The 15,911-nt window shown below is 59.3% G+C and carries 14 protein-coding genes; 9 read left to right on the top strand and 5 right to left on the bottom strand.

Annotated elements, in window-relative coordinates:
- Positions 1-228 precede the first annotated feature (228 nt).
- On the top strand, positions 229-1,446 hold the full coding sequence (locus tag D1223_RS18490) for a hypothetical protein (RefSeq protein WP_119377813.1): 1,218 nt from the start codon (positions 229-231) through the stop codon (positions 1,444-1,446).
- Between the two features lie 24 nt (positions 1,447-1,470).
- On the opposite strand, the gene D1223_RS18485 is transcribed toward D1223_RS18490, so the two are convergent.
- Both D1223_RS18485 and D1223_RS18480 read right to left on the bottom strand, forming a co-directional pair.
- Complete coding sequence (locus D1223_RS18485; protein WP_119377812.1) at positions 1,471-2,394, bottom strand: ParA family protein; 924 nt, start codon at positions 2,392-2,394, stop codon at positions 1,471-1,473.
- A 46-nt stretch (positions 2,395-2,440) separates the two neighbouring features.
- Entirely contained in the window at positions 2,441-3,775 is a 1,335-nt protein-coding gene (locus tag D1223_RS18480; protein ID WP_119377811.1) for an O-antigen ligase family protein, read from the bottom strand.
- 446 nt (positions 3,776-4,221) lie between these two features.
- On the opposite strand from D1223_RS18480, the gene D1223_RS18475 reads away from it, so the two are divergent.
- Both D1223_RS18475 and D1223_RS18470 read left to right on the top strand, forming a co-directional pair.
- The gene (locus D1223_RS18475; RefSeq protein WP_119377810.1) at positions 4,222-4,809 is read left to right on the top strand and encodes a sugar transferase; all 588 of its coding nucleotides are present in this window, start codon (positions 4,222-4,224) and stop codon (positions 4,807-4,809) included.
- 108 nt (positions 4,810-4,917) lie between these two features.
- The gene (locus D1223_RS18470; protein WP_119377809.1) at positions 4,918-6,006 is read left to right on the top strand and encodes a glycosyltransferase; all 1,089 of its coding nucleotides are present in this window, start codon (positions 4,918-4,920) and stop codon (positions 6,004-6,006) included.
- Here the strand turns inward: D1223_RS18470 and D1223_RS18465 are convergent.
- Positions 6,003-6,668, bottom strand: coding sequence for a hypothetical protein (locus D1223_RS18465; RefSeq protein WP_119377808.1), 666 nt, complete (start codon positions 6,666-6,668; stop codon positions 6,003-6,005). The two genes, D1223_RS18470 and D1223_RS18465, sit on opposite strands and share 4 nt — an antisense overlap.
- A gap of 455 nt (positions 6,669-7,123) precedes the next feature.
- On the opposite strand from D1223_RS18465, the gene D1223_RS18460 reads away from it, so the two are divergent.
- From D1223_RS18460 to D1223_RS18440, 5 genes are all read left to right on the top strand, one after another.
- The gene (locus tag D1223_RS18460; protein WP_233352881.1) at positions 7,124-8,041 is read left to right on the top strand and encodes a metallophosphoesterase family protein; all 918 of its coding nucleotides are present in this window, start codon (positions 7,124-7,126) and stop codon (positions 8,039-8,041) included.
- A 133-nt stretch (positions 8,042-8,174) separates the two neighbouring features.
- Positions 8,175-8,651 carry a polysaccharide biosynthesis/export family protein gene (locus tag D1223_RS18455; RefSeq protein ID WP_233353230.1) on the top strand — a complete coding sequence of 159 codons (477 nt, stop codon included), beginning with the start codon at positions 8,175-8,177 and terminating at the stop codon, positions 8,649-8,651.
- Between the two features lie 93 nt (positions 8,652-8,744).
- The gene (locus tag D1223_RS18450) at positions 8,745-9,386 is read left to right on the top strand and encodes a hypothetical protein (RefSeq protein WP_119377806.1); all 642 of its coding nucleotides are present in this window, start codon (positions 8,745-8,747) and stop codon (positions 9,384-9,386) included.
- Between the two features lie 141 nt (positions 9,387-9,527).
- The gene (locus D1223_RS18445; RefSeq protein WP_119377805.1) at positions 9,528-10,787 is read left to right on the top strand and encodes an outer membrane beta-barrel protein; all 1,260 of its coding nucleotides are present in this window, start codon (positions 9,528-9,530) and stop codon (positions 10,785-10,787) included.
- Between the two features lie 59 nt (positions 10,788-10,846).
- On the top strand, positions 10,847-13,087 hold the full coding sequence (locus D1223_RS18440; RefSeq protein ID WP_119377804.1) for a GumC family protein: 2,241 nt from the start codon (positions 10,847-10,849) through the stop codon (positions 13,085-13,087).
- Between the two features lie 48 nt (positions 13,088-13,135).
- Here D1223_RS18440 and D1223_RS18435 read toward each other — a convergent pair whose 3' ends face one another.
- Positions 13,136-13,510, bottom strand: coding sequence for a hypothetical protein (locus D1223_RS18435; protein WP_119377803.1), 375 nt, complete (start codon positions 13,508-13,510; stop codon positions 13,136-13,138).
- 125 nt (positions 13,511-13,635) lie between these two features.
- Positions 13,636-14,856, bottom strand: a complete 1,221-nt coding sequence (locus D1223_RS18430) for a glycosyltransferase (protein WP_119377802.1) — start codon at positions 14,854-14,856, stop codon at positions 13,636-13,638.
- A 140-nt stretch (positions 14,857-14,996) separates the two neighbouring features.
- Here D1223_RS18430 and D1223_RS18425 point away from each other — a divergent pair, with 140 nt between their 5' ends.
- The gene (locus D1223_RS18425) at positions 14,997-15,881 is read left to right on the top strand and encodes a glycosyltransferase family 2 protein (RefSeq protein WP_119377801.1); all 885 of its coding nucleotides are present in this window, start codon (positions 14,997-14,999) and stop codon (positions 15,879-15,881) included.
- Positions 15,882-15,911: the final 30 nt, after the last annotated feature.

Raw genomic sequence — 15,911 nt, 5'->3', positions numbered from 1 at the left:
AGAGCAATGATCATGCCGCTTTCGCGAGCCTGACCAGTGACGGCGGAGCGTTGGCAAATGGATCCCGGACGCAGGTCCGTAGCAACCGTGTTCATTCCCTTTGACATATCTGTGCCGATTGGCTCCCGGCAAGGGTACACGCAGTATTTGTCAGCGGCGTGGTCTGGTACGGTTCATGCGAGAAATGCCTCATCCGGAAAGCCTCCGGACGATGTGGAGACAAGGGTCATGCGGCTCGCAGGCATGAGCGCCGAACGCGGCGAGTACTTTGTACAGGCGTTTGATTACGAAACGCGCGGTGGAAAGCGGCATTCAATCTTCGTCGCACTTCCCGACTGGGTCAGCGACCCCGTCAGTGCTGACCAGGCCTTTGTGCTCGGCGCGTCGATCGCGTTCGTGCTTGGCGAAGATTATACGCAGGACATCCCCGTGACGGAGACAACGGCGCGCAATGTCGATGACGTGCTGAGCATCTGGCATGACTGGCACCCGTACAAGCGAAAGATCGCGATCCGTGCGCCCGTTTCCCCTGATCTCGGTTCCGGCGGACGACCCGCCGCGAAGGAGGCCTGTTTCTTTACGGCGGGCATCGACTCCCTGTTCACCGCGCACAAGCTTGGCCCGGCCATCGAGGCACTCGTCACCGTTGTGCATGTGGAGCGCTTCGATCCGGCCAAAGTGCGCAGCGAGATCGATGAAGTGTCCGAATACGAAAAGTTCGCCAGAGCGACCGGGCGTGTCTTCATACCAGCCGCGTCGAACGTCATGACGGCGGTTCCGGAATATTTCGATGCCTGGTCGTATCTCAGTCACGGCGCGGCGTTTTCATCGATTGCGCATGCGCTTTCGGGCGAGTTGCGGCGTATCCACATCTCCTCATCGGCGCCTTATTTCCAGCTGATGCCCTGGGGCTCGCACCCAGAGATCGACAAGCGCCTCTCCTCGGCCAGCCTTGACGTAAACCATTTCGGGGCGGACTGGGAGCGCTGGGACAAGACGGTCGACCTGGTGCGCGATCCACTGTCGCTGTCGGTGCTGAATGTCTGCGCAAGCGGAAAACTGCCGCCGCCCTATCCAAACTGCTCGAAATGCCAGAAGTGCACGCGCTCGATGATGATGATGGACCTGGCTGGCGTAGACAGGTCGCAGGCGACGACCTTCGACTGGAGCCTGTATGATCTGGACCGTATTTCGGCGCTTCACCTGCGCTCGAAGAACGAGTTCAACTCCATGCATGACGTGCGTAACAAGGCGATCGAACTCGGACGCGGTGATATCGTCCGCACGATCGACCGCATGCTGAGCGGCTCGGAGAAGTTCCTTTTCCTGACGCGCTGGGAATTCTACCTTCGCCAGCGGTTCCGCTCGATCATCTGGATGAAGCCGGCGCTGAAGGCCTTTCGCCGCGGCGTCTATCAGGCGTTGGGGCTCAGGCGCAGCCTTTGATGGCGGGCGGCTGAGTAGCCCGCCTCAGGACCTGACCAGTTCCGGCTGCTCGGCGCCAAGGCGCGAAGCAAGGAAGCCTGCAAAGCTCTCTGACAGGCGCCGGACGTCGTTGCGCAGATTGCCATACTTGCCGCGCATGGTGTGGTAGCTGTCGATATCGGCGCGGTCCATGGCCGCCAGGGCCTGGACGGATTCCGGGATCGTCGGGCCAAACTGCCGGTTCTTCAGGTAAATGTTGCGCAGTTCATGCTCGGCTTCGCGCGCGTAGCGGGTATTCTTGAAGCGCGTGATCACGACGAAATTCCGCTGGGCGATGTCGGCTGCGATATTGGCTGTCATCCAGTCGGAGAACTGTTTCGTGCCCCAGATCGAGACAGGGTCCGCCAGCGTTGGCGTCACAAACGTCTCCGCGAGCATAAGGCCGGCGCGCGCGAGCGGGGAGAGGTAGGGCGGGGTATCGATGATCACGACGTCATAGATCGAATGTACCGGTTCGAGCGCCTCTGAGAAATGCTTGTGAAGCTTGCGCGCGAGTTCGCTTGGACGGGTTCCTTGCCCATAAAGCCGCTCCTCGACCTCCATCTCCGCGAAGCGAAGGCTCGGATGCGATGGCAGGATCGAAATCCAGCCGCGCCGCTGATCGCGCTGTTCGGCCTGATGCAGCTCTTCAAGGGTGACCGCATTTGGCAGGATGAGATCGGCCAGGTTCGGTGTTGCACCCGAAGCAAACTGGTTCAGCAGGCTGATAACGCTCTTGCCCTGCTCATACGCCATTTGCAGGCCACGTTCTGTCAGCATCATCTGACTACTGTTCGCCTGCGGGTCGAAATCCACGACCAGAACATTGGCCCCGAAATAATACGCCAAGCCGTCTGCGAGCATCAGGGTCGTGGTCGATTTACCGACACCGCCCTTCAGGTTCGCCACAGCCACAAATGAAGCTGACAATGAATACTGCTCCCGTCCCTGCCTGCGATTCTGCAGACCTTAGCCGTCAACGCGACTTACTGCCCCCAAGTCTCGTCTTTTCAGGCATGCCACAGGCAAGTCCAAGAATAAAGGCGTACGTCCACATGATGCTCGGGATCTCGAGCGGGAAGTCGACCATGTTATGCAGGAAGAGGAAGATGGAAGCGGCAAGCGCCATGCGGCAGAGATAGGATCGCGTGCGGTAAGAACCCTGGCTGGCGCCGCGCACGATCCTGGAGTGGAAGATGGCCTGCACGGTTGCAATGGCGAGCAGGCCGACAATGCCGCCCTGCAGGAGCCATTGAAGGATCACGTTATGCGCGGCACCCAGCAAGACCAGCATGGCGGCATTGTCCATCGTCGTCATGGATTCGTTAATCCGGTTGAAGCTGCCGAGGCCGTGGCCAAATATCGGTTTTGTCTGCCACTCTTGCCAGTATTCCGAGAGCAGGGCCCAGCGCCCGGCCCCGTCGATATGAAGGTCTCCAGCGCGCTCGCTGATATCGCCGACCGTCAGCGCGAAGGCCAGTGTTAGCGCGAAGGCCAGAGCAATGAGGCCGATGACCGTATAGCGGTGTCTGGCGAGATTAAACGTCTCGGAATTGCGGCGAACGAAGACTTCGATGGCCGCAGTTGCGGCGAGGAATGCAAGGGTCAGGAAAATGGCCGCTCGAGACAGCGACAGCAGCAGACACCCTGCGCAAAGGACCAGCGCCACAATAGAGACATAGCCCTCTCGTGGAATGTAGCTGAACTTCGCAAGGATCGGGATGCCCGTCGCCACGCGTGAGCGCATGATATAGGCAAGGTGCATCGACGATACGATCACGCCGAGGCCCATGAGAGAGCCGAGCGTGTTGGGCGAATGGAAGCTAAAACTGAGCCGGAAGTACCGGTCGGCGCCCGTTCCGGTTGCCAGCTCTGCCGACATCATCGGATAGCTGAGCAGGGCAAGTCCGGCGATGAAAGCAAAACTGCCTGACAAGACTGTCCAGCTGGTCATCAGCATTTGGCGTGACCGGCCAATCATGGCCCCTGAGGTCCAGAACACGATGGCGATCGCCAGCTGCATCACTTCGGTACGGGCCTGATGCCAGTTTCCGGTCCATCCGAGGGCAACGAAAAGCGCGAGCAACCCAAAAAGAAACAGGGTCAGCGGAGGAGAATCTGTGTGTGGACGCATCATAATGATGCATCCAAGCCCACAACACGCCAGCACGCCGACCCAGGCTGAGGCCGCCATTGTGTCGGCACCGTGGGAGAAATGCGCAATCAGCAGTGTTGCCGGGACAAGGAAGCAGGCGGCCACCCGCAGCTTTGTATCATGTCGGACAAACTGTCCCGCATTGGTAATAGACATCGCTTCCCCCTTCTCGATGCTGAGCCCAAATCCGGTTTTTTGTCCAGAAGCTCGGCATTTTGCATGAAGCTTGAGCGAGAAATGTGCCAAACTGGCGCGTTCTTCGGCAGCTGCCCGATTGTGCGGGGGCCGGTTCGCGCCTCAGGGGAATATGCTTGAAAGTCCGGGCTGGCTCGCGCATTGCATTGATTAACATTGTGTAAACAAATTGTTTCGCGCAAAGTGAAGTTGGCGAAGGGACGTCGCCAGCAGGGAAAATCAATAGCCGGGTCGAATAGGGACCAAGATTCGAAACGGCTTCGGTAGTGTATTTGGGGGAATCGGTGCCTTTCAACGATTATTCGAACGTCGCGTTTGAAGACGCGAACAAGACGGCCAGGCAACAAACTCGGCAGGGGCCCGCTGAAAAATTTTCCAAGGCGGGAAGCAGCGTCCTGAAACGCGGGATGGACATTGTATTGTCCGCCGCGGCTCTGGTATTCATTTCGCCGCTGCTTCTTTGCATTGCGGTACTGATGAAGATCAAGGACCCCGGTCCGATCTTCTTCGCGCAGAACCGGATTGGCCGCGATGGCAAGGAATTCCGCTGCCTGAAGTTCCGTACAATGGTGGTGGATGCGCAAGAGCGTCTTGAGGCGCTTCTGGCGACAAATCCGGTTGCCGCTCAGGAATGGCGCGCGACCCAGAAACTGACGGACGACCCGCGGATCACGCCGCTCGGCGACTTCCTTCGCCGCTCGTCACTCGATGAGCTTCCGCAACTGTTCAACATTCTCAAGGGTGAGATGTCGATCGTTGGCCCGCGCCCGATCGTCCGGAACGAAGCGGCCCGTTATGGCGACAAGTATGACTTCTATCTGAGCACGCGGCCGGGACTGACGGGCCTGTGGCAGATCAGTGGTCGCAGCGATACCTCCTATGACGAACGCGTCGAACTTGATGTGACCTATGTCCGCGACTGGACCGTAACGGGCGACATCAAGATCATGGCGATGACAGTGCCTGCGGTGCTGTTCTCCAAGGGCGCCCGCTAGGACACCTTACTCCAGCCAAATTCCCAGCCCGGGCAGAGCGTAAACCCGCTCCGTCCGGGCTGGCGCAATATCTGCTTTATTCAGGGCAGATTGCGAGGAATATGTCTGATGCGTGTTGCCCTGATACACTACTGGCTTAACGGAATGAGAGGCGGAGAGCGTGTGCTCGAAGCCTTTTGTGATCTTTTTCCCGATGCCGACATCTTTACGCATGTCTGTGACCGCAAGAGGCTTTCCTCAAAGCTGAACCAGCACGACATCAAGACGACCTTCATTTCGAAGATGCCGTTCGCGCGGTCGCAGTACCAGAAGTACCTGCCCTTCATGCCGCGAGCGCTGGAGGAACTGAACCTTTCCGAATACGACCTTGTCATCTCTTCGGAGTCAGGTCCGGCCAAGGGTGTGATTCCGCGTCCGGACGCCTTTCACATGTGCTACACGCACTCGCCGATGCGCTATATCTGGGACCTCTATCCGCAGTACCAGGCATCTGCCGGCAGGCTGGCAAAGATCGCCTTTCCGGGTATCGCTCATCGGCTGCGGACCTGGGACGTCACAAGCGCCGCGCGCGTCGACCAGTTCCTGGCCAATTCCAGTTTCGTCGCAAAGCGGATCGAGAAATATTATCGCCGGTCGTCGGAGGTCGTCTTCCCGCCCGTGGCGACGGAGGACTTCAAGATTGCCGACGAGTCGGAACGCGGTGACTATTTCCTCGCGGCTGGCGAGTTCGTTCGCTACAAGCGGTTCGATCTGGCGATCGACGCCTTCAACGAGCTCGGCCTGAAGCTCAAGGTCATCGGCGACGGCGAGGAGCGAAAGGCGCTTGAGCGGAAGGCCGGCGACAATATCGAGTTTCTCGGTCGTGTACCGTTCAGCGAGCTGAAACATCATTTTGCCCGCTGCAAGGCCCTGGTCTTTCCCGGCGAAGAAGACTTCGGCATGATTCCGGTTGAAGTCATGGCGTCAGGCCGCCCGGTCATCGCCTATGCGCGAGGTGGCGCGCTCGACACCGTGGTTGATGGTTTGAGTGGCCTGTTCGTGAAGGAGCAGACTGTCGAGGCGTTCGTCGAGGCGATCGGCAGTTTCAAGGATGAGGACTTCGACCCTCAGCGGATCCGGGCCCACGCCGAGACGTTCGGCCGTGAACCCTTCAAGCAGAAGGTCCGTCAGATCCTGGCCCAGAACGGGATCAGCTAGTTCGCTGGCAGGATTTCATGCGGGCGAATATCTGACACCACTTTGCGCTGATAGTCGCGAAAATCGATGCCGAGCGCCGTTGCCCGTTCCCTGGCTTCTGCCAGGAATGCGCCGTCCATGTGCCACCAGCGTAGGAACTCGGCCCCCCGAAATACATCGAGGCGTACCTCTTCTGGCATGTCCTCCCAGTGATCCAGTGCAAAGCCCAGACGCCAGCGCAACAGGTCCTGGTCGCAGTAGCCGCATTGATCAATCGATGTCTGGAACGCGCTTAGCGCAGTTCTGTCGACGTGGCCCTTGAGCCGACTCTGATAGTAGGCCAGTTCGGCCCATGCATAGGGCTGTTGAGGCTGTTGGGACAGGCTGGCATGCGTCAGCGAAATCGCAAGCCGGGCAGCTTCCGGCGAGGTCAGTTCCAGTGCTTCGGCCGCGGACAGCATGACTTGCGGCCCGGCGCCGGAAGTCAGCAGGGTTTCAGCCTGACTGAGCGATATCCGGGATTGCGTCAGTTTTCTGGACTCGTGATTCAAGATGAGGCCCTGAATACACAGGGCCGCCGTGACCGCTGTGGCAATGATCAGGCCGATTTGCTTCAGGCGCCCGACGGGTAATTCCAGAGGCTGCACCCGGACAGCTTGCACATCATGCCATAGTTTTGACATCAGCCCTTGCCTCCATGTGCACAAGCACAATTCAGAGAACTAAGCGAGTTGTTGAGTATTTGTTCAGGAAATTCAATCCTTGGTGAACTAAACACGTTGTTCCGCGTTCGGGACAAGGTCAAACGATAGCCAAAGTACATGCCAACACCAACTTCCACTTCGACGCCTTCTTCTGCAACTGTGCATGCGCCTGCGCGCAAGCGCGAACGTCGTCGCGCCGAGAAATGGCCACTCTGGAAGACCTATCTTTTCATTCTCGTTTTCTGCACGCTCGCCTGGGGCGCCATCTTTCTGGTCATTTTTACTGCAATTTAGAGGCCGAAGGCCCTGAACTAATTGCAGAAACAGTGACTCGCGCACACTTCTTGCTATAGAATATATGTAAAGTTGGAACTTCGAGCGACGTCGAGGGGGACAGATTGGCTCGTCAGTCAGCAAAAGAGACCGCGGCTAGCTTGCTGCGGCGCCTATGGCACAGGCCGGTCGCCCTCGCGCGATCCGGTCTGGCATCCATGGCCGGCTGGCTCAAGGAACGTTTCCCGGTTCTGGAACGCAGCAGGGTGATATCGCGCCGTGCTGCAATTACAGATCAGCCTGGCCTCGCCTCAATGCCTGTCGCAGCCGCAGCCATTGCCGATGCGGCGCCGCAAGCCGCGCCGGCAGAGCTTCCCGACGGGATTCTTGTCTACGCAGTAGGCGATGTGCACGGCCGCGCCGACCTGTTGCAGGCCCTCTTCAAGCGCATCGAGGAAGACGCACGCGAGAGTGAAGCAACGCCTCACCTCATTATGCTGGGCGATTATGTCGACCGCGGGTTCCAGTCACGCCAGGTGATTGACTTCCTGATGAGCGACCAGGTGTCCCGGTTTGAGACGTTCTTCCTGAAGGGCAATCATGAAGAGGCGCTGCTGCGCTTTCTGGAACAACCCGAGCATGGTCCTGAATGGGCAAATTATGGTGGTCGCGAGACGCTTGTCTCTTACGGCGTGCGACCGCCTCGGAGCCTGACGATGAACGACGAATGGCTTTCGGCTCATCAGCAGTTCCAGGAGAAATTTCCCGAGTCGCATTTGCACTTCATGCGCGCGCTGGACGTGTCCGTCCGACTGGGTGACTACGGATTCGTTCACGCCGGGACACGGCCTGGCCGGGCCTTTGACGAACAAGAGGAACATGACTTGCTTTGGATCCGGGACGAGTTTCTGAAAGCAGGTGAGCGAGATGATGTCGTCGTGGTTCATGGACATACGCCAGCAGATGATGCCTATAGTGACTTCCGGCGCATCAATGTCGACACAGGGGCCTATTTCAGCGGGCGCCTCACGGCTGTTCGCCTCGAAAAGGACCAGATCAGTTTTCTCAAGACACGATAAGGCTACGCGCAAACCCATGATGATTTCCTGTTTTCGCGCGCTTTGCGCAGTCTTCCTGGCCTCGGTGTTCCTGGCAGCTTGCGAGACGGCCCCCGTACAGGCGGACAGAAATGGCACACCGGACGCAGATGTCATGACAGACCGGGTCGTGACGGAGTACCGTCTCAGCAATGCAGATCGTCTGCGCGTGACCGTTTTCGGTGAGCCCGAACTGTCTGGCGAGTTCGTCGTGGACGGACAGGGTTTTCTATCGTTGCCGTTGATTGGTGACGTGAATGTCGAAGGGATGACCGTCCGCGAGTTCCAGCGTCTGGCTGAAGAACGTTTTGGTGACGGCTACCTGCGCGAACCGCGCGTGAGCGCGGAGGTCGTCAATTACCGCCCATTCTATATCCTGGGCGAAGTCGCCCGGCCGGGCGAGTATCCATACACAAATGGCCTGACCGTCATGAACGCCATCGCGACGGCCGAGGGGTTCACCTACCGAGCCAACAAGCGCTTCGTCTTGATCAAGGGCGCTGAAGTGGATGAAGAAATCCGCGTCGAGTTGAAGCCGACGCTGAAGGTGCAGCCCGGTGACACGATCCGCGTGGTCGAGCGCTTTTTCTAGGGCTCACCTTGCACCGCAAAAAAGGGTGTATTTCTTGCACCGTTGCGATATCGTAACGACTGGCTTCAGGGACGAAGCCAGAAGGGGACAAAAATGAAACACATGGCCATCGCAATGGGCCTCGCAGCGGCCATTGCAGCGGCAGGCGCAGTGTTCATGCACGGCGATACCGCGTTCTTCACTGCACAAGACGATAACGACAAGGTCGTGGATGCCCTTGTTGCAAACGTTCAGAATGAGGCTGGCGAAGTGCCAGCTATTGCTGCGCCGGCCAATGATGGCGAAATGATCCGTCCGACCAGGATTGCCAGCATGAACAAGCTGTCATTCGCAACCCGGCCGGGTGATGACGTGCCGGTTGGCGTGGCCCAGCCCGTCGACCTGAATGGCCTTACCCTGGAAGCATTGAATGCTTGCGCAGGCCAAGCTGACATCGTTGAGATTGCAGGCGAACTGCCTGGCGGTTCACTGCATGATCTGTCGGCCTACGCCGCTTGTGGTGAAACGGTTGGCCAGAAGCTGGACAGTGCACCATCGATTCCGGCCTCTTTTGCCGAGGCACAATCGCCTGAAACGCTCTCGCCGCAATGGAACAATCCTTCGGGCGTTCATTTGCGGCCTCGGTTCGGCCATGCACTCGGTCCGGCGCAGGAAGCCTTTGACTTGCTGAAGCCAGGATCAGCGCCGCCGGCAAGCTCCGGCGTCCAGTCCACCTCGGACTACCGGCCGACCTAATGGCTGCTTAATTTTCCGGCCCGGGACACACGGCTGTTCCGGGCCGGATTGCTTTCAGGGGATAGAAAGCTTCGAAAGGTACACGAACTGGTATCGTCATTGCTTAGGTGACCCGTAGCGTGACGTTTGGGGACACTAGACATGATCAAGACAGCACACTTTGTAACCGCGGCTTCGGTCGCTGCCATTTCGGCTTCTGCGTTTACGGCGCAGGCTCAGGACAGCTTCTTTGATCGAAATAGATACGTCTCGGTCACAGAGCGCCCGCAGCCGGAATTCGATCCGGTGCCGGTTCGCCTAGGCGCCTTCGAGGCTCAGCCCCGCCTTCGCGTGGGTGCGGGCTATCGCAGCAACCTGTTCGCTTCGACCACTGACGAAACCGGAGACTCCTTTGGCGTCATCGCACCGTCTGTTGACCTGGTGTCGACCTGGTCTCGCCATGAGTTTGGAGCGTCGCTGGCAGCAGAGCATACCGAGTATGTCGATACCGGTTCAGAATCGGCCACAGACCTGTTTGCCCGGGCATTCGGCGGTCTTGATGTAACCAGCAGCTTCGGTCTCGTCGGCGCGGTGCTGGCCGAACATACGAATGAACCGCGGGCCTCCGTAGCGAGCGATCCGGCAGCTGCAGAGCCGGTCGAAGTTGATCGTGTTGGCGGCGAAGCCGGGATCAACTACGAACAGGGCCGCGTGCGCCTGCGTGGCCGCCTGTCCGCCGATACCTACAATTTCAGCGATGTCAGCCTGAATGGTGGCGGCACATTGGACCAGGACTTCCGTGACCGTGACGAGATGACAGGGTCCGTCCGGGTTTCGTATGCCCCGCAACGGGACTGGTCGGTTTTCGCCGAAGGCAGTGTCACGTCCCGGGACTATGACGCGCCAACGAGCCCCGGCCAGCGCACCCGCGACTCCGAGGGTACGATTGTCCGCGTCGGCACGAATTTCGAACTTCCGATCCTGCTTCGCGGCGACATCGCCGTTGGATATCACCAGTTCGAATATGACGATCCTACCGCTGAGGATGTTTCCGGCCTTTCGGTCGAGGGCAATGCGAACTGGTTTGTCACACAGCTCACCACGGTATCGGCCAGTGCGTCCCGGCGCGTTATCGACCCAGGCATCCAGTCCACGGCCGCCGCGACGCAGACCGCGCTCGGAGTAAATGTGGACCATGAGCTTCGCCGCAACTGGCTGGTCAATGCTGGTATCGATTTCACGAATTTCGATTTCGAGAACGTCGATCGTAGCGATGACCGCATCGAATTCGAGGTCGGCTCACTGTGGAAGTTCAATCGCAATGCATCGGCACGGCTGAGCTACCGGTTTGCAGACCAGGATTCCAATGTCCGGTCTTTCACTGACAATCGCGTGATGGCGACGCTGATCCTGACGCCCTAACCGGTCGATCGCCTGCCCCTCACCTTGAATGAAACGCATAACCAGACGGAAACAGACCAGTGAACAGCCAGATTCCAATCGATACGCGTTATGCCAATCGTCCCTACTACGCGCCCGAAGGGAACGCGTCGGACGAGAAGATCACTGATCCGAAACAGGCCCTGCGTGCGCTTCGCCGCCGGCTGGCCCTGTTCCTCCTGGTCGTGATTTCGGTATTCGTGACCGTGGCCCTGTTCACCTTTCAGGCGACGCCTGTCTATTCGACCAGCGCCTCAGTCATCATCGACTCGCGTGACAAGACGGTGGTCGACATCGGGTCGGTCCTGTCAGGCCTTCCGCCTGAATCCACCGTAGTCGATACTGAAGTGGAGATCATCCGCTCGCGGTCTCTGGCCGAAAAAGTGGTCCGCCAGCTCGACCTGACCAGCTATCCGGAATTCAATCCGCTGCTGCGCGAGGCGAGCATGTCCGATCAGGTCAAATCCCAAATCAAGAGCTGGCTGGGCGGCGGTTCGAGCAATGTCGCCGAGGAATCCGAAGCGGCATCCCAGAAGAAAGAGATGGAACTGGTCGTCAACTCGCTGCTCTCGCAGACATCTGCGCGCCGCATCGGAACGACCTATGGCATCGAAATCTTCGCCGATAGCCACGACCCGGAACTGGCTGCTGCCATCGCAAACCAGATCGTCGATCAGTACTTTGTCGAGCAGCTGGACGCCAAGTTCGATGCGACCCGCCGGGCAAACTCCTGGCTCGAGGAGCGCCTCGCCGAACTGCGTGAGGAAGTGAACCAGGCCGAGAATGCGGTGGAATCCTACCGTGCCAGCTCGGGCCTGATCAGCGCCGGTGCGACGACGCTCAACGAGCAGCAAATGGCGGACCTCAATGCCCAGCTCATCGTCCAGCGTGCCGAGCTGGCGACCGCCGAGGCGCGTCTTGTCACGGTTCGCGAAATGGCGCAGCGCGGTATCTCTGCTGAAGTCAGCGGCGAGGCCCTGAATTCGCCGGTCATTTCCGAACTTCGCCGCCAGCAGGCTGAAATCCTGCGCCGCCGCGCCGACCTGCAGAACCGTTACGGGCCAAAACACCCGGACATTCAGGGCATCAATAACGAAGAAGCCAATATCCGCGACCAGATCCAGGTTGAGCTGCGCCGCATTGTATCAAACATCGAAGGTGACGTGGCCATCGCCCGCAAGCGCGTGCAGAGCCTCGAGACCAATCTCAACTCGATGCGCAACACGCTGGCCCAGAACAATCAGGCCGCCGTGCGCCTGCGTGAACTGGAGCGTAATGCCGAAGCCTCTCGCTCAATCTATGAAGCCTTCCTGGCGCGCTTCAAGCAGACCAACGAATCCGAAGGTCTTGCAGAACCCGATGCACGCCTCCTTTCGTCCGCGCCGGTTCCGCGTACGCCGTCTTTCCCGAAGACGTCGCTGAACCTTGCTGTCGGCCTCGTCTTTGGCCTGATGCTGGGCGTCGGCGCCGTGGTAGCTGCCGAAGCACTGAACAGCCAGATCAGCAGCGGCGAGGAGATCGAGGAGCACTTCCGCGTGCCATTCCTCGGCAACTTCCCGCGCCTGACCGGTTCGGCCAAGCGCGATGCGCGGACCTATCTGCTGGAAAACCCGACATCAGCCTATGCCGAGAGTTTCCGGAACCTCAGGGCGTCGATCATGTTTGCCGACCTGGACTCGCCGGTGAAGACGGTCGCGATCACGTCCTCGCAGCCGGACGAAGGCAAGACGACCATGACCCACGGCCTCGGCCTGATGTCTGCCATGTCCGGAACGCGGACGCTGATCATCGATGGTGACTTCCGCCGCAAGCGGCTTTCCGACGTGGTCATGAGCGAACCGCCTGAGCGCGGCTTCCTGGAATGCCTGTTCGGAGAGTGCACGATTGAAGAAGCTGTGCAGATCGATGAGGCGAGCAATCTCCACATCCTGCCGCTGACGCCGTCGCGTCACACGCCCCGCGATGTGTTTGGTTCGAAGGCCTTCGACCAGCTCATGGAACAGCTGCAGGACATCTATGAGTTCATCATCATCGATACAGGCCCGCTGCTCCTGCTCGCAGAGACCCGCGTCCTGACGAGCAAGGTGGACCAGGTTGTGATCGTATCGCGCTGGCTCAAGACAAACCGGGCTGCCCTCAAGCAGACCCTGTCCATCCTGCGTGACTTCCGCGCCCGCGTGGCTGGCGTCGTGATCAACCGGGTGGATACCAGCAAGTATCACCGCCAGGGCTACGGCCACTCCGGCTACAAGTCGTACGCGAAGTACTACACCAGCGGGTAAGACTAAGACGATTGAGACCGGCGTTCCGGCGTGCCTGATCCGAGAGGGTCAGACGTCGGAGCGCCGGGACTCTATGCGCAGGGTGGCGCGCCGCTGGATCAGTTCGATCACCGCTTCCTTCGACTTGCCAGCGACATCGCTCGGAGACGCCAGTTTCGAATCCTTGGCCATCTTCTTGAGATCGGCGGCAGACAGTCCGCCAAGTTGCTCTGCAACTTTTTCAGGCGTTTCCCGGGCGACCAGTTCGATGGGATTGATGAGCTTGGCGGCGAGCTTGGGATCGAAAACGACATTCGCGCCGAGCGCACGCACAACGCGATGCGCGAATTCGGGGTTGGCGGCGAATTCGCGGCGAAGCTCCTCGAGAACCCGATCCAGCGCTTCGAGAACATCCTTGGAATCCGAGCTGTCCTGACCACTCATAGCCTGTCTCCCCTTTGATGCCGGCTCAATGGCCGCGCAAGCGCGCACCATGACGCGCAACGTGCTTTGCTTACAAGGGTTTCGGGGGGCATGGAAAGTGCTGCGCGTCGGGCTGTGCCGAAATATCAGGCCCGTCCGGCGGTCTTCTGTTCGAAAAGGCCAAGGAACCGTTCTGTCCATTCCGCTGTCGTTGAGCAGATATTCTCGGCCTTTGAGAAGGCGTTCCTGCTCAGTTTACTGATCAGTGCATCGTCCGCTGCGGCCTCCCTAAGCACTGCGGCCAGGATGTCAGGAGAATTTGCCGGGAAGGTGCGCCCCATATCGAGATGGGCGATCTCAGCAGACAAGGTACTCGGCTCGGAACTCAGTATAGGCAAGCCACTGCGGGCGCACTCGGCAATAACCAAGCCGAACGGTTCACGCCAGCGGCCGGGGACGACTAGCGCGCGCGAGCGGCCGACCAGCTGCGCAATTTCCTCGCGCGTGCAGAAGCCTGGAAATTCGATTTCGGGATAGCCCGCCACAAGACGATCCATCATCTCGCCTTCGCCGACCATGATCATCGGAACGCTTGCAAGCCTCGACGCTCGAGCGGCGATGTCCGCGCCTTTTTCCGCATTCAGGCGGCCGACGAACAGGAAGGCTTCATTCTGCTCGGCTTCGACCCGGTCGGTGGTGTAACCATTTGCCGGATTCGGAATGTTCACAAGATTCGGCGCCCGGAACCCTGCCGCGCGCATCACCTGTTCCATACCGGCATTGAGACAGACAAAGGTCATCTGCGATTGCGCGAAGCCAGCCAACGAATTCAGCCGCAACTGCCGGGCCATGCGCCAGTATTTGTGGGCAGAGTTGCGCCGGTCGCACTGGCTTACCCAGCAGGCGGCCGACATGGGCTTTAGCTTGCAGATCTCACCTGTCTGGAAGTTGAGCAGGCCGCCATTCGGGCAGACATTGAAAAAGTCATGGCAGGAGACGACCGTTCTTGCCTCGACGGGCTTCAGCGCCGCGAACACGCCGGGTGACAGGATCTGCGCCCAGTTGTGCAGGTGGTAAACGGTGGATGGCGTATCGTTCTGTGCGATCCAGTCTGCAACGAGGCATTTTGCTTCAGCGTTGTGAAAGCCTTTGGTCATGGCGGCGAACGTGCCCGCTTTCTTCAGCTTTGACTGGCCAAGGCCGTGCACGTCGATGCCCGCCTCAGCGAGTTCGTCGTCGCCAGATTCGCCGGTCAGATAACTCACCCTGAAGCCGCGCTTTCGGTATTCGAGCGCAGACAGCCGCGCGAGTCCTGTCGCGCCGCCGCGCGCTTCAACGCTGTCATGGATGATCACGATATGGTTCATGGACGACACGCCAAGAAACTCCCCGGGCCCGGCTGCTCCTAACCTGCAATGATTGCACCATACATCATGAATGGCTGGCAAAAGAATTGCATCGACGCGAGGCGAAGCGGACTGTAATTTATCGGCAAGGGACAAAATTCATGACGCCATCGAAATCCCGACTGGCGGTTGCCATTGCGACCTTGGGACGGCCTGAGACGGTCAGGGAAAATCTTGACGCGCTCAGCCGGCAGACACGGCCGGCCGATATCATCCTGCTGTCGGTGACTGGACCTGAAGATGTGCCGGATGACCTTGAAGACCACGTGATTGTCATTGAGGGAACGAAGGGGCTTTGCGCCCAGCGCAACCGCGCGCTCAACGCGCTGGAAGGCAAGGCTGATTACATTGTCTTCTTCGACGACGACTACGTCCCGTCGAAATTCGCGCTCGAAGGCATGGTCAACTTCTTCGATGCCAATCCCGATATCGTCGGCATGACCGGCCATGTTCTGCATGACGACATCAAGGGGCCGGGCATGACCTATGAGAATGCCACGAAGATTGTTGAAGCATTCGACAAGAATCCGCGCCCCAAGCCGCGCGTCCTGAAGGAGGTCGACGATCTCTATGGCTGCAACATGGCCTATCGCGCGAACGCCATCGGGGACAACCGCTTTGATGAGGCGCTGCCATACTATGGCTGGCTCGAAGATGTCGACTTTTCGAACCGGCTGAAAAAGCATGGCCGGCTGGTCCACACAAACGCCTTCTCGGGCGTGCATTGCGGCGTGAAGTCGGCCCGCTCTCCGGGCGTGCGGCTTGGCTACTCGCAGATCGCGAACCCGCTCTACCTGGTACGCAAGGGATCGATGCGCCGCAGCAAGGCGTACACGCTGATGAGCCGCAACCTGCTGGCCAATCACGTCCTGACGTTCCGTCCCGAACCATGGGTCGACCGTTGGGGTCGGGTCAAAGGCAACTGGCTGGCCTTCGGTCACCTGGTGTCGGGAAAGCTTTCACCGGAATACATCACCCGGCTCTGAGCCGAGGCGGTCGACACCACTAGCCAGCTC

It is taken from the genome of Henriciella mobilis (assembly GCF_003576285.1).
Classification (GTDB): Bacteria; Pseudomonadota; Alphaproteobacteria; order Caulobacterales; family Hyphomonadaceae; genus Henriciella; species Henriciella mobilis.
Note: the sequence above shows the minus strand (reverse complement) of the source record. Positions and strands in the feature narration are given on the sequence as shown.